Source organism: Mesorhizobium sp. L48C026A00, assembly GCF_000502375.1.
Classification (GTDB): domain Bacteria; phylum Pseudomonadota; class Alphaproteobacteria; order Rhizobiales; family Rhizobiaceae; genus Mesorhizobium; species Mesorhizobium muleiense.
In genome coordinates, this window is record NZ_AYWU01000042.1 from 38,558 (window position 1) to 52,800 (window position 14,243).

14 protein-coding genes and 1 pseudogene are annotated in these 14,243 nt (G+C 62.6%); 4 read left to right on the forward strand and 11 right to left on the reverse strand.

The features are described from left to right. Positions 1–46: 46 nt before the first annotated feature. Positions 47–817 (forward strand): inositol monophosphatase family protein, encoded by a 771-nt coding sequence (locus X738_RS77530; RefSeq protein WP_023803562.1) that lies wholly within the window; start codon positions 47–49, stop codon positions 815–817. Here the strand turns inward: X738_RS77530 and X738_RS77535 are convergent. Genes X738_RS77535 through X738_RS77545 form a run of 3 tightly spaced genes read right to left on the reverse strand, consistent with a single transcriptional unit; the run spans position 807 to position 5,193 of the window. Next, positions 807–1,883, reverse strand: coding sequence for an ABC transporter ATP-binding protein (locus tag X738_RS77535; protein WP_023803563.1), 1,077 nt, complete (start codon positions 1,881–1,883; stop codon positions 807–809). The genes X738_RS77530 and X738_RS77535 overlap by 11 nt on opposite strands. Then, on the reverse strand, positions 1,883–4,165 hold the full coding sequence (locus X738_RS77540; protein WP_031256935.1) for an ABC transporter permease: 2,283 nt from the start codon (positions 4,163–4,165) through the stop codon (positions 1,883–1,885). The genes X738_RS77535 and X738_RS77540 overlap by 1 nt, the downstream gene beginning before the upstream one ends. Before the next feature lie 2 nt (positions 4,166–4,167). Next, positions 4,168–5,193: an ABC transporter substrate-binding protein gene (locus tag X738_RS77545; protein WP_023803565.1), complete on the reverse strand. Its 1,026-nt coding sequence runs from the start codon at positions 5,191–5,193 to the stop codon at positions 4,168–4,170. A 440-nt stretch (positions 5,194–5,633) separates the two neighbouring features. Between X738_RS77545 and X738_RS77550 the strand changes: the two genes are divergently transcribed. Next, positions 5,634–6,422: a DUF899 domain-containing protein gene (locus X738_RS77550; protein ID WP_051407993.1), complete on the forward strand. Its 789-nt coding sequence runs from the start codon at positions 5,634–5,636 to the stop codon at positions 6,420–6,422. A gap of 261 nt (positions 6,423–6,683) precedes the next feature. On the opposite strand, the gene X738_RS77555 is transcribed toward X738_RS77550, so the two are convergent. From X738_RS77555 to X738_RS77580, 7 genes are all read right to left on the reverse strand, one after another. Further along, a complete protein-coding gene (locus tag X738_RS77555) occupies positions 6,684–7,328 on the reverse strand; it encodes an SCO family protein (RefSeq protein ID WP_023803568.1) in 645 nt (214 codons plus the stop codon). Further along, the gene (locus tag X738_RS77560; protein ID WP_023803569.1) at positions 7,325–7,870 is read right to left on the reverse strand and encodes a TlpA family protein disulfide reductase; all 546 of its coding nucleotides are present in this window, start codon (positions 7,868–7,870) and stop codon (positions 7,325–7,327) included. Before X738_RS77560 ends, X738_RS77555 begins: the two co-directional genes overlap by 4 nt. Then, positions 7,867–8,316, reverse strand: coding sequence for a c-type cytochrome (locus X738_RS77565; protein ID WP_023803570.1), 450 nt, complete (start codon positions 8,314–8,316; stop codon positions 7,867–7,869). The genes X738_RS77560 and X738_RS77565 overlap by 4 nt, the downstream gene beginning before the upstream one ends. After that, positions 8,313–8,447: a hypothetical protein gene (locus tag X738_RS88580; RefSeq protein ID WP_023803571.1), complete on the reverse strand. Its 135-nt coding sequence runs from the start codon at positions 8,445–8,447 to the stop codon at positions 8,313–8,315. Before X738_RS88580 ends, X738_RS77565 begins: the two co-directional genes overlap by 4 nt. Before the next feature lie 35 nt (positions 8,448–8,482). Beyond that, positions 8,483–8,923 carry a DUF411 domain-containing protein gene (locus X738_RS77570; protein ID WP_023803572.1) on the reverse strand — a complete coding sequence of 147 codons (441 nt, stop codon included), beginning with the start codon at positions 8,921–8,923 and terminating at the stop codon, positions 8,483–8,485. A 26-nt stretch (positions 8,924–8,949) separates the two neighbouring features. Next, positions 8,950–10,431, reverse strand: coding sequence for a multicopper oxidase family protein (locus X738_RS77575; RefSeq protein ID WP_023803573.1), 1,482 nt, complete (start codon positions 10,429–10,431; stop codon positions 8,950–8,952). A gap of 90 nt (positions 10,432–10,521) precedes the next feature. After that, the gene (locus X738_RS77580; RefSeq protein ID WP_023803574.1) at positions 10,522–10,857 is read right to left on the reverse strand and encodes a hypothetical protein; all 336 of its coding nucleotides are present in this window, start codon (positions 10,855–10,857) and stop codon (positions 10,522–10,524) included. A gap of 437 nt (positions 10,858–11,294) precedes the next feature. Between X738_RS77580 and X738_RS77590 the strand changes: the two genes are divergently transcribed. Beyond that, entirely contained in the window at positions 11,295–11,495 is a 201-nt protein-coding gene (locus tag X738_RS77590) for a cupin domain-containing protein (protein ID WP_023803576.1), read from the forward strand. A 331-nt stretch (positions 11,496–11,826) separates the two neighbouring features. After that, a pseudogene (locus tag X738_RS87910) lies at positions 11,827–11,989 on the forward strand (DUF899 domain-containing protein); the annotation flags it as partial. A gap of 136 nt (positions 11,990–12,125) precedes the next feature. Here X738_RS87910 and X738_RS77595 read toward each other — a convergent pair. Then, a complete protein-coding gene (locus tag X738_RS77595; RefSeq protein WP_084833952.1) occupies positions 12,126–14,147 on the reverse strand; it encodes a putative bifunctional diguanylate cyclase/phosphodiesterase in 2,022 nt (673 codons plus the stop codon). Between the last annotated feature and the right edge of the window lie 96 nt (positions 14,148–14,243).

Sequence of the window (14,243 nt, forward strand, 5' to 3'; positions counted from 1 at the left end):
AAACAATGACGGAATTGACTGCGTGAATGGTGACGATAACGATCGGATGCTGTTTGCGACTGCGCTGGCGCGGCGCGGCGGCGAACTCGGCCTGCAATATTTCCGACAACTGGAGACACTCACAATCGAGAGCAAGGGTCATCAGGACCTGGTCTCCGAGGCCGACCGGAATGTCGAGACGTTCATCCGCCGGGAGCTTGCGGCGCAATATCCTGAAGACGGTGTTATCGGAGAGGAACACGCCGCACTCGCCGGCGGATCGGGTTACACATGGGTGATAGATCCAATCGACGGCACTGCCAACTTTCTGCGCGGCATCCCGGCCTGGACCGTCGTCATCGCCTGCGTCAAGGAGGGTGTGGCGGTCGTGGGCGTTATCCATGAACCCTCTACCGGCGAGACATTTTATGGACGCCGCGGCGGTGGCGCTTTCCTCAACGGCCGGCCCATCAAGACAAGCCCGACGACGAGCCTGACGCAAGGCTCGGTCGGAACCGGCTTCTCCAATCGTCGTGAAGCGCGCACCGTCGCCAAGCTGATCGATCTCCTGCTTCAGGAGGGCGGCGTGTTTTTCCGCAATGCATCCGGTGCGCTTATGCTTGCCTACGTCGCCTCGGGCAGGCTGCTCGCCTATGTCGAGGAGCATATGAATGCTTGGGACTGCCTCGCCGGCATGCTTCTGGTCGAAGAGGCCGGCGGGTCGGTCGTCACGCCCGACCCGAAAACGGTTCTCGAGGAAGGAACACTGGTCATCGCGGGCGGCAAGGGCGTGTTCGACAAGGTCCACGCGCTCTGCAAAGAGGCGTTCAGTCTGTGATCAGCACGGGTCCGCGTTCGGGGAAGCCGATGCTCACCGGCTGCCCCGCTCGAAACGCGGTATCGACATCCGGCGAGACCACGAAGACTTCGCCGAATTGCGTGGCAATTACGAACTCGAGGTGGCTGCCGACATAGGTCACTTTTTCAAGCGTCCCGGGCAAGGCGCCAGGCGCATTCGGCTCGCCAATCTCGAGGCGGCTCGGTCGCGCCGCCAGCATGGCCGGCCCCAGTTTGCGGCCGCGAGCCGGCAGCTTCAGGACGGCAGGTCCCAGATGCACGGTGGCGCTGTCGCCCTCGACCGACACGACCTCGCATTGGAACATGTTGGCTTCGCCGATGAAGTCGGCCACGAAAGCATTCGCGGGCTGCTCGTAGAGGTCGCGTGGCGTGCCGTCTTGGGCAATCACCGCATTGTTCATGACAATGATGCGATCGGAGACGGCGAGCGCTTCCTCCTGGTCGTGGGTGACATAGACGACCGTCAGGCCGAGTTTCTGCTGAATCTCGCGGATTTCCTCGCGCACGCGCCGGCGGAGCTTCGCATCCAGGTTCGACAAAGGCTCGTCGAAGAGCAGCACCTGCGGCTCCAGGACCAGCGCCCGCGCCACCGCGACACGCTGTTGCTGTCCGCCCGAAAGCTGGCTCGGCAGGCGGTCGCCGAAATTGGAGAGGCCGACCAGTTCAAGCCCGGCTCTGGCCCTCTCGGCCGTCTCCTTCCTGCCGAATCCGGAAAAGCCCAGGCCGTATTCGACGTTCTGGGTCACGGTCATGTGCGGGAAAAGCGCGTAGGATTGAAACACCATGGAGACATCACGATCAGTGGCCGGCAGCCGGGTGACGTCGGCGCCCCCGATCAGGATCTGGCCGCTCGTTACCATTTCCAGTCCGGCTATCATGCGCAAGGTGGTCGTCTTGCCGCAGCCCGACGGTCCAAGCAGGGTGACCAGCTTCCCGGCCTCGATGAACAGCGAGATGTCGTTGACGGCGGGCGCCTTGCTCTTGCCGTAGATCTTGGTGACATTCCTGAATTCGACTGAGGCGGCATTGCCGCGAATTTCGGCCATCATCCGCCTCCCGAGATCGCCGGCTGTGGACGCGCCACGACCGCCTGGCTGACATTGGTGCGCGACTGCGCCAGATCGCCGTCGAGACCGCGCCGGCCGATCATGCGGCTGCCAACGGCAAGCTGCATCAGACCGATCACCGCCAGCATGACGCCGATAAGGACGGCGGAATAAGCGATGGCGACGCCATATTCGTTATTCTCGACGCGGCCGACGATATAGCTGGTCGACATGTCATACTGGGCGCTGACCAAGAAGATGATGGCGCTGATGGCGGTCATGGCGCGAACGAAGGAATAGACCAGCGCGGCAAGGATGGCCGGCCGCAGCAGCGGCAGGACCACTTTGCGGAAGGTCTGCCAGGAGTTGGCTCCCAGAGTGAGGGACGACTCGTCGAGGCTGCGGTCGATCTGCGACATCGACGCGACACCGGCGCGGACCCCAACCGGCATGTTGCGGAAGATGAAGGAGAGCACCAGGATAATGCCCGTGCCGGTGAGCTCGATCGGCGGCACATTGAACGCAATCACGTAGGAGACGCCGATCACGGTGCCGGGAATGGCGAAGGACAGCATCGTCGCGAATTCGAAGGTGTCCTTGCCGGCAAAATTCTGGCGGACCAGCAAATAGGCGGTCAAGAGTCCGATGGCCGCAGTCAGCGGCGCGGAGATCATCGCTATTTCCATGGTCGTCCAAAAAGAACTCCAGGCCGAGCCGCGCCAGTGGATGCCGAACTTGTTCCAGCCGATGGAGAACGCCGTCACGTAGTGTTCAAAAGTCAGAGAGAAATCCACCCCCCACAGCTTGACGAAGCTGCCGTAGAAGATCGTCACGTAAATCAGTAAGGTAAACAGCGTCCAGACGGCGGCGACCGCGAAGACGACGTTGCGCAATTTTGCCGGCAGATGCGAGTGAACGCCGGCGTCGCCTTTGCCGGAGACGGTCGTGTAAGACTTCTTCCCAAGCCAGAATCGCTGGGCGTAGAATGCCCCGAGCGTGAAGAACAGGAGCACGAGGGCGAGGATCGCCGCCTGCGCCTGGTCGTATTGCGCGCCGACGATGGCGAAGAAGATCTCGGTGGACAGCACATCGAAATTGCCGCCGAGCACCAGCGGATTGCCGAAATCAGCCATGCTCTCGATAAAGCCGAGCAGAAAGGCATTGGCCAGACCCGGTCGCATCAACGGCAGGGAGACGGTGATGAATGTCTGCCAGCGATTGGCGCGCAGGGTCTGCGCGGCCTCCTCCATGGATGGGCTGACACCCTCGACCACACCGATCATCACCAGAAAAGCGATCGGCGTGAAAGCGAGCACCTGGGCGATCAGCAGGCCAGGCAGGCCGTAGACCCATCGCGTCGGTTGGACGCCGATCAGCTCGGCGAAACCCAGATTGATGGCGCCCGAGAGGCCGAACAGAAGGATGATGGCGAGGCCGATGACGAAGGGTGGTGTGATGATCGGCAGCACGGTCAGCGCGCGCAACAGCGCACCGTAACGAAAGCCGGTACGGGTCACCACCAGGGCAAAGACAAGGCCGAGCGCGGTGGTCGTTACGCCGACGAGCACGGCGAGAAGGAGCGAATTCCAGGCGACGCCGCAGCGCGGGCCACCGGTGAGGCAGCCGAGGCTCCAGAGCCGGTCGCTGGAGAGTTTCGCGAGAAAGACGGGAAGCGAATAGTCGCCCTCCTGTGTGAGCAGCGCGCTCCCCAGCATTTGACCGATCGGCATGAAGATAAAGATGGCGACCATGGAGACGACGAAGCCGATCGAGCCGACGACGAATTCGTCGCCGGCCACCGCGCCGCGCGCCGCAAGCCCCAGGGTGAACAGGAACAGGAACGCGCCGCTTACCAGCAGTGCTCCCCAGCCCATGCCAAACTGGCGGTCGTCAAGCTCGCCAAAGAGCAAGGTCAGCCATTGCCACTGGAAGCCGCGCAGACCAATGCCGAATCCTTGAAGCAGGAAGTAGGCGACGCCGGTCGCGCCGACGGCGATCAGCAAATAGCCAAAGAAGGGATCGGACTTGCGCCGCCGCCATAGCAGGAGCGGCGCGAGAAGCAGCGGGCCGATAGGGGCGAGCCAGAGTTTGTCGCCTTGCAGCACAAGGAAAAGCGCCGGCGCTACGTCATCGTCAAGCGGATAGCCGTCCAGCAGCCAGGACAGGGTGAAGAGATTGCTGTCCAACCCGTACCAAGGCAGCAGCGCATAGCCGAGCAAGCCGACCGCCGTCCACAGGACGACGGTCGGGTGAAGCGCGCTCGTGGCAGTGCGGACGCGCATGATCACTGCGGCAGGGTCGAGACCTCCGTATCCCACTTCTGCAGCAGGCGCTTGCGCTCGGCGCTCGATCCATACTTCTTGAAATCATAGTCGATGAGCTTGATGGTCGACAGGTCGGGCGACAATTCGGACGCGGTGGCGTTCTTGTTCGACGGCAACTGGAACGACTTCACGTCCTTGGCCTTCGACTGCATCTCGGCGGTCAGCGCCCAGTCGTAGAACTGCTTCGCCGCTTCCGGGTTGCGGGCGCCCTTGATCAGCGACATCGAGCCGATCTCATAGCCGGTGCCTTCGCAAGGCGCCACCGTGACGATCGGGAAGCCGGCTGCCGTCTGCGCCACCGCATCATGCATGAAAACGATGCCGATGGTGGTTTCGCCGAGACCCGCGGCCTTAATCGGAGCGGAGCCGGACTTGGTGTACTGGTTGATGTTAGCGTGGAGCGCCTTCAGGTACTCAAAACCCTTGTCCTCGCCCATCAGCTGAACCATCGTCGCGAGCATTGTATAGGCGGTGCCCGATGAGTTCGGGTTGGCCATCTGGATGTGGCCCTTGTATTCCGGCTTGGTCAGATCGGCCCAGCATTTCGGCTCCGGCAGGTTGCCCTTGGCCAACAGATCCTTGTTGTAGCCGAAGCCGAGCGCACCGGAGTAGACGCCGATCGTCTTGTTGTTGGCGGCTTCCGCCTGCTTGATCGCCCAGTCGTGCAGTTCGCCGCGCATCGGGGGCATATATTCCTCGGTCAGTCCTTCCTCTGCGGCCTGGAGATGAGGATCGCCGGTGCCGCCCCACCAAACGTCGCCCTTTGGGTTTCCGGCCTCGGCGCGCACCTGGGCGTATGTCTCGCCTGAACTCTTGCGGGTCATATCGACAGTGATGCCGGTCTTTTCCTCGAAGCTAGTCTTGATTTGCTGGCACCAGGCCTCGTCGGCGGAGCAATAGAGGGTGAGGCTGTCGGCGTAAGCCGAACTGGCAGCAGAGACCAGCATTACTGCCGTTGCCGCCAGGCGGACACAGGTCTTTTTCATGTGCGAATTTCCTCCCATTGTTTCGCCGTCTAACAAGTATCAAGCATTGCTGCGGCGGCGACCAGATTGGGAGCTTTTGCGCCGATTTGCAAATCGAGTCGGCGGCGGCTGGAACAGCGGATCCTACGCGTGGCGAAGGGGGAAACCGATCAGGCAAGTTGCGGCAGTTCCGTTCCCCTCCAACACGACCAACCGCTTCATCTTGCCGAAAGGCCGGCCGATGAAGGCATGAGCGGAAAGATGGCAGCAGTCACCGAAGCATGGGAACGGCGCGCCTTGTCGGCGAGAGTCGCAAACGGCGGCGCCCGGAATAGCGTCACACTTGTTACTCCCACTGGTCGTTTTCCGGTGCCAAACTATTTTAGGCCCAACAACCAGCGATGAGCAGCGAATGAGCCGCGCTTCAGCGACGAGGCGCGCGCCCAGATCAGGAGGAAGCCATGACTTCAGTAGCCGAGAGCGAACGGAAAAGCGGACAGACTGCCATGCGCACGCCACCGGTGGTGTCGCCGCAGGAGTGGGAAGCGGCCCACGAGCAGCTGCTCGTGAAGGAAAAGGCCCAGACCCGCGCCCGTGACGCGCTGGCCGCCGAGCGGCGGCGGATGCCGTGGATGGCGGTGGAGAAGAATTATGCGTTCGAGGGGCCCGACGGCAAGGTGAGCCTGCTCGACCTGTTCGACGGCCGGCGTCAGCTGATCGTCTACCGCGCCTTCTTCGAGCCGGGAGTGTTCGGCTGGCCCGACCATGCCTGCCGCGGCTGCTCCATGGTGGCCGACCAGGTTGCCCACCTCGCCCATCTGAACGCCCGTGACACCACCCTCGTCTTCGTCTCGCGTGCGCCGCAGGCGGATATCGCGCGGTTGAAGGCGCGGATGGGCTGGGAGATACCATGGTTCACCCTCACCGACAGCTTCGACGCCGATTTCGGCGTCGACGAGTGGCACGGCCACAACGTGTTCATCCGCGACGGCGACCGCGTGTTCCGCACCTACTTCATCAACAACCGCGGCGACGAGCAGATGGGCGGCACCTGGAACTATCTCGACATCACGCCGCTGGGCCGGCAGGAGGTCTGGGAGGACTCGCCCGAAGGCTATCCCCAGACCCCAGCCTACAAATGGTGGAACTGGCACGACAGCTACGCCGCGGATCCGGCAGCCGACAAGAAGTGGGCCGAGGTGTCGGAGGCCGGAGAGGCGGCGTTCCGGGAGGCGAGCACGAAGCAATGAGCCAGACCTGATCCGCTGAGATNAAGAAGTGGGCCGAGGTGTCGGAGGCCGGAGAGGCGGCGTTCCGGGAGGCGAGCACGAAGCAATGAGCCAGACCTGATCCGCTGAGATCGACGGCGGCGGCGTCGAAATGCAGGAATCCTGTTCCCAGCGGCGCTGGCGCGGCGGCTCATGAGCGATCTCTGCGCTGTTGCCGTGTTGTTCCCCCAACCGGACAACCTCGGAGGGCGTCCGGCGGTAGTGCTGGATCAAGTCAATTGATCACGGCCGATTCACGCTGTTCGTCAGCCCATTGACGTACATGACCAGGTTCAGCGGATCGAACCTGAGGCCGTGGAACTTGGCCGCGAAGCGCCCGCCGCGGTCGATCACGTGCGTCACCAAGCCATGCATCTGCTGGCCGCCTTCGAGTGGATCGAAACGGACGTTGTATTCCTCGGACAGCTTGCGCGTCGCGTCCTCCGCCTGCCCTTCGCGGGTGGTCAGGAAGGTCCAGTTGCGCGGGTCCAGCCCGTGCGCTTCGCCGTATCCCTTCATGACCTCGGGCGTGTCTGACTTCGGGTCTGTCGTCACCGTCAGGAACTGCACCACGTCCTTCATGGGCGTTTCGTTGACCATCGCCTGGACGCGGGCGATCAGGTCGGAGTGCAGCGGGCAGACGTCGGTGCAACTCGCGAACACGAAATTGAGTACAACGACCTTGTCGGCGAAATCCGAGAGGCGGACCGGATTGCCTTCGTCGTCGGCCAGATCGAATCCCGGCGCTGCGGGAGCGTCGATCGCCTGGAAATATTTCTCCTCGCTGCCCATAAGCCTGTCGAGATCGGCGCCCGGATGATGGGCAAATGCGGGAAGCGCGAGGACAGACGTGACGGCCATCGCGGCGAGAAGTGTTCTTCTGTTCATCTCCGTTCTCCGGTTTGGTCGAGTTCTCGTACGATGATCCCTTCGAAGAAGGAAACCATCTCGGGGGTGTCCCATTCGGCGGGTCCGGCGAGTCGCGCGAGCTCGTTTCCGTCCGGGCCGATCAGAAGCGTGGCTGGCAGGCCGAACAGTCCCAACGCGCGGATCGCAGTCCCGTCCTGGTCGATGAAGACGGGGAGTTTGACCCCGATCTCGTCGAAGAACTTCCGGACTGCGCCGGCTCCCGCTCGGTCCACCGAAAGGGCGACGACATCGAATCCCTCGCCGCCGAGCCGCCCCTGAAGGCGGTTGAGCGTGGGCATTTCGGCCCGGCAGGGCGCACACCAGGTCGCCCAGACGTTGAGCAGCACCATCTTGCCGCGCCAATCTTCGAGAGATTGCGGCTCTGCCGCCTCGTCGGCGAGGATGAGCTCGGGCAAGGGCTGCGGCTCCTCGTGCAGCGGCATCACTGTCGGTTCCTGCGCGTGCGCGTTGCCCACGGCCACAAGGACGGCAAGTATCAGCGCCGACAGGATCGTCTTCACTGCGTCTTCTCCTGCTCGCGGCGGCTCATCTCCGACTGGTAGGCGCGCTCCCGCTCCGGCCATGTGCTCTTGATGAAGGCGAGAACGGCGCGGATCTCCTCGTCGCTCAAAATGTCCTCGAATCCCGGCATGTCGCTAGCGTACCCGTTGCCCACCACGGCGGCTGGACCCTCTTTGGTGATCCGGAACAGCACCCCGTCCGGGTGGTGCCAGGTGTGCCCGGACGCATCGTGCGGCGGGGCGGGCATGCGTCCCGAGGGAAGCTGCCTCTTCCAGTCAGGCTGGCCTTCGAGGCTGGCCCCGTGGCAGGAGGCGCAGTTCGCGGAATAGAGCTGCCGTCCCCGCGCAATTGCCGCGGCCTCGCTTGCTCCGAACGACCAGATCAAGGCGAGGGCGGCAACTCCCAAAAGCGCCGCGAAGCCGAGGATAACAGCCTGCCTGCTCATTTGCGGCCGCTGAAGAACAGGTACTTCACCAAGGTCGCGACCGCGAGAACGAGCGCAACTGCGAGCAGGAGCCAGCCCACACCCATGCCCAGCATCATGCCGCCCATGCCTTCCATCATTCCGCCGTCCATCGTTGTCGGCTCCTTTTCCGCGTCTCGTTGCAGGCCTATTCCCGCGCGTATACGCCGCCCACGCTGCCAGACTTGGTGATCTCCAGCATCTCGAACGGCGCTTCCTTGGTGCCGCTCATTCCCGGCGAGCCCATTGGCATGCCGGGCAGCGTCACGCCCTTGATGTCGGGCCGCTCCGTGAGCAGCTTCTTGACCGTGCCGACGGGGACGTGGCCGCTGACGACGTAGCCGTCCACGAATGACAGGTGGCAGCCCTGGAATTCGTCCGCGATGCCTGCCTCGCGGCTCATCTCGGCGAGGTCGTGGGTGGCCTTGCTGGTGACGGTGAAGCCGTTCTCCCGCAGGTACTCGGCATAGCCTTCGCAGCAGCCGCACTGCGGGTTCTTGTAGAGGGTGACGTCCTTCTCGCCCGCGAGCGCCGGGACGGCAGCCCAGACGAAGGAAGCGAGGGCGACGGCATTCAGGATAGTACGCATTTTCGGTTCTCCTTTTGAGGGATTGGTCAGGCGACGCGGAAGACGCCCATCATCCCGGCGGCCTGGTGTTCGAGTATGTGGCAATGGAGCATCCAGTCGCCCGGATTGTCGGCAACGAGGGCGATCTCCACCCGCTCGCGCGGAGACATGAGCACCGTGTCCTGCCACTCGCGGTGCTTGCTAGGCTTGCCGTTCCGGGAGATCACCCGGAAGGAATGGCCGTGCAGGTGGATCGGATGATGCCAGGCCGTCGCGTTGGTCATCGCGATGGCATGGCTCTTGTCCCGCGCAAGCGTCAGCATCGGGTCCATGACGTGCCCTTCCGCCGCGATGCCGTTGATGAACCAGATGCCGCCGGAGTGCATCATGTTCATCATGCCGCCCATGCTGCCCATCATGCCGCCAACGGCGCCGGGGGAATGCTTGCGCGTGTCGCCCATGCTGCCGCCCATCTCCTGCATGACCATGGCTCCCATCATGCCGCCGTTGAAGGTGACCTCGTGCCGGACGGCCGATGCAAGGTCCGGCTCCGGCAGCGGGTTGGGCGGGAGGGCGACAGGCCAGTCGGGAGCCGCCTGCCTGAGCGGATTACCGGCATAGGCTAGGTCGACCAGGCGGTATTCGAGGCCCTCGTAGAAGCGGTCGATCACGGAAACCCGGCTTCCGGCGTCAGCCGTCATGTCGAGGATGAGGTCGGCGCGCATCGCGGGCCCGAGCACGACCAGCCCGCCTTCCGGCGCATGCGGCTCCACTGGCTGCCCGTCCAGCGCAATGACGGCAGGCTGATGGTTCCCGAAGTCGAGGCCGAAAATGCGGGCGTTGGCGGCGTTGATCAGCCGCAGCCGGATGCGTTCTCCCTTTCGCACCTGAAAGACATCCGGCACGCGGCCATTGATCGTGACCGTGTTTCCGACCCGGCCGTTGTGCATCATGTCATGGCGGTTGCCGAAGTCTTCCCGCATCTCGGCGGTTTTGGTCAGCCGCCAGTCGGACAGCACCCATGTGACTTCGCGGTCGACCCGGATGGGATCGGCTTCCTCCACGATCAGCGGGCCGTAGAGGCCTCTGCCGACCTGCTCGAAACTGCGATGGTGCGGATGGTACCAGAAGGTGCCTGCGTCGACGGCATCGAACTCGTAGGCAAAGGTCTCGCCGGGCCAGATCGGCGCCTGCGTGAGGTGCGGCACGCCGTCCATCGCGTTCGGGACTCGCAAACCGTGCCAGTGCACCGTCGTCTCTTCGTTGAGTTTGTTCTCGACCGCCACCCGCAGGCGTTCTCCCTGGCGGATGCGAATTTCCGGACCGGGCAGGCTGCCGTCATAGCACCAGATGGGGGTATCGCCATGCGGCTCTGGCGCGATCTGGGCGCGTCCCGGTCCGGCGCGGATCCGGAACTCGCGAAGGCCTGCGGCGTCGGATCGCGGTGGAAGCACCACGCCCGCCGAAACGGCGGCGGCCGATGCGAGGAAGGTTCGACGCGTCAGCGCCGGCACACGTGGATAGGGCATTGGATCAACCATTCCGGAATAGGCTTTTTTGACGCGCGGACGTAGCCGGGCGCGTCGACGGGTCGGTCGCGAGCGGATGCCGCGGCCGTGTCAGCTCAGGAAGGTGGTTCGGGGAGGATAGGGCTCAGGCGGACCGGTGCGGCCGTCGGACGGTTCTCCGGGAGGCAAGGATACGATACCGGCGAAATGCGGCAGCTCGGCCGCGGCAGGCGTGCAGATCGCGACAAGCGAGGTAACGCAGAACTGGTCGCATGCCGACGTCTCACCGTCATCGCCGGGACAGTCCTGGCAGTCGGGCATGTCGCCGTCCATCTCAGCCATCGACATCTTCAGGGACATGTCCGTCAAAGCCGCGGCATGCGCCGCCGTGCCGAGGGCGAAGGCCGCGAGGAAGACGACTGCGAGGATGCGGACGAACCTGCTCATTGGGTAGACAGTAGTCCTGGCTCTGCGCCGTGTCCAGATTCGGTCGCAGGTGAACCATGACCGCCGCAAACGGATGCCGACGGGAGGCGATTTGTTGCAGGCTGCTTGGAATGTCTGAATAGGTTCCGGAAATGGTCTGGCGTGAGATTATAACCGCCTTTGGTGCCATTGCGCTGGCTTCTGGACCGCGGCGCTAGTGAACCCGGCTTAACCCACTGCATCGTCGGCCGCTTCTTCATCTCGTTGGGCGCCTCGCCGGCATGCTGGAGGCCCTTCCACAGCCGCTTCCAACTCAGTGAAGGCGGCGCGGCTCCCGCAAAAGGAAACGCCGAGGTCGAGGCGCAGCTCGCAATTGCACGCTCCATGATCCGCGCCGGCCGGCCACTCTAGAATCATAACTAGCGGACTTCGCGTCTTAGGCTACTCGGAACCGCTTAATGCCGCCGGACAACATGATGACGAACGACATGCTCTGCCACATGACTGAGGGAGAACTTTCGGTCGTTCACAACAAAGAAAAGTTCACAGTCAAGAAGGGCGATGTTTGGGCCTGCGCTAAAGGCGCTACTACAGAAGGCACCCAGAACACGAGCACTGCGGTCGCGATCATGCGGGTCATCGATTTGATGCCCGCATGAGGTAAGCGATGGGTGGAAGTGCGGCTATGGCTGCCCTAAAGAGATGCCGGAGCGCGTATCTGTCGTGGTGGGGAACGTCCAACGACGGGCCGCCTTCCATCCCGGTTATTGTCGATCACCGGCTGATTGAGTTTTGACCCTAGTCCCTCGACAGCTGCTTGATCTGTTTTCTGATTTCCTTGGTATCGCCGCGCGAACCGATGGCGATGATCGCCAGTTGTTCGGCCAGTTCGCGGCGGCGGCGCAGCCGGCGAACAGCAGATCTCCCCGCGTCAAGCCGGCCCCGAGCATGCAGTCGACGACCGCCTGAAAGCCAGGCTCCATCGCCTCCTGGGAGGACTCGCCCGAGGGCTATCCCCAGACCCCGGCCTACAAATGGTGGAACTGGCACGACAGCTACGCCGCGGATCCGGCAGCCGACAAGAAGTGGGCCGAGGTGTCNGGTGTCGGAGGCCGGAGAGGCGGCGTTCCGGGAGGCGAGCACGAAGCAATGAGCCAGACCTGATCCGCTGAGATAGACGGCGGCGACGGTCGATCGGCTATCCGGATATCCGGGCCCGAGACATTGCCGCTGGACCATTGCTGAGGGAAGCGCGGCGACGACGGCTGGCGGTAGCCGCTCGCCGCCATTCATGCCGACTTGACGATCGACAATGTGCGTTTGTAGGTGGCCGGTTTCGTGCGGAAATTCGCGGCGGGAGCAGGTCGGCCGACGTGAAAGCCCTGGATCTTATCGATGTCGAATTCGCGGATAAGGGCCAGTTGCTCGTCGGTTTCCACCCCCTCGACCAGGATTTTATGGCCGCGATTTCGCACCAGGGCAATGATGTCTTGCAGCATCGCCTTGCCCCTTGGGGTGCCGCAGTCATGCAGGAACGAGCGGTCGATCTTCACCATATCGAAATCGATGAGACGAAGCCATGAGAGGCCCGCGAAGCCCGTCCCGAAGTCGTCAAGCCATACCCTGACCCCCAGCAGCTTCAGGTCGCTGATGCAGCGCAGAACGTCGGAGTGCATCTCCATCTCCAGCCCTTCGGTGATTTCGAGGGCCAGCCTGCTGCCGGCGACGCCGGTCTCGCTCAAAATCGTCGCAACCGAAGCTGCGAAGCCGGGCGTCTTGAGCTGAATTGGAGAGACGTTGACGCTGACGACACGGACGTGATCGTCCGCCAAGAGCTCGGTGCACACTGTCCTTATGGCCCAGCGCCCGAGCTCCAGGACCGCGCCGGTTCGTTCCGCAACAGGAATGAACAGGCTCGGCGGAACCGATGTACCGTCCAGCATTTTGAGGCGCATCAGAGCCTCGACGGCTTCAACCCGGCCAGACGCCACGTTCTGGATCGGCTGGTAGACGAGTGAAACGAGATCCTGGCCGATCGCGATCTTCAGCAAAGCCGCAATGTTCTCGCTCTCGTCGCTGCTCTGGGGATCGTTTGGATCGAACAGCCAGGTACAATTGCGACCGCCTGCTTTCGCCAGATAGAGCGCACGATCGGCCTCGTGGACGATCTTCTCCAGCTTGGCGCCAGTCTGCGCCCTGGTGAAGGCAGCGCCGACGCTCACCGTCACCACCGAGGTGCCGTCTCTGCGCTGCTGGTGGGGAAGCGCGAGGTTCTCCACCGTGCTTCGAATGGCTTCGGCAAGACCTGCGACCTGTTCCCTTTTCTCCATGCGAGCCAGGACAATGAATTCTTCCCCGCCGTAGCGGCCGATTGAGCCATTGTGCTGCTTGATCATTTCGGCAAGGGCATTGGCGACAAGTATCAGGCAGCGATCGCCTTCCTGATGTCCGTAGTAGTCGTTGAACCTTTTGAAGAAGTCCACGTCGATGAGGATCGCCACAAAACCGCTGCCATGCCTTTGCCAGTCGCTCCAGTAGTCGCGCAGCTTCTCGTCGATCGCACGCCGATTCTCCAGACCGGTAAGCGGATCGGTTCTCGACAGATTCAAGAGCGCCTGTCCGCGCTCGGTGGCCTCCTTGTGCTGGATTTTAGCTTCCAAGGCGTTCAGGAAGACGTTGTAACGTTCCTCGTTTAACCTCCAGTTTACATACGACGTGAATATGAAGCACGAAATGTAAAAAATTCCTAGTACTATTTTGTATGTTAGCGTAGAAGGTACGAAATAGTTCACGGTGTATAGTACACACAAAATTATAGCAGAAGTTACGATGGATAGATTAAACCTGAATGTGAAGAAAAGATTGGCGCCCATCATGAAGATAGTACCGAAGACCATATAATAAGAGACGCTTTCCTTGTCCGCGGCCATAACCGCTGGGGACAACCAACCAACATAGCCAAAGATGATGGCTGCGGCGCAAGTCACGTCAATCCATTCCGTTCCGACCCCCCGGCGAAGTTGTGCTTCCAGGGTCAACAGCGCAGTCACTCCGACCGCGAAGCGCGCCGTGATCGTATAGAGTGCCACATCCGGAATCAGCAGCAGATCCGTTGCCGAAAACATGAGATAGATGGCGACGGCGATCCAAAGCCCCGGCCTGGCGTCCATCCTTCGCTTCGCCTGGCCTTCCTCCCAGTAGAGGCTGCGGAGTTCGTCGGACCGTCGCTCGTAGCGCCGCTCAAGCGGTTCCGCATGGGCCATATCGGCCAATGCGGATGACGCGTATTCGTTCGTCACCCTAAGCCCCATTTGAACGGGGCTTTGTATGCCGAACTCATTTCTAGCTTCTACCCCCACGCCGGCCGACTCCTCAGGCGCGACAGCGAATTGCGGCGCCTCGCAAGC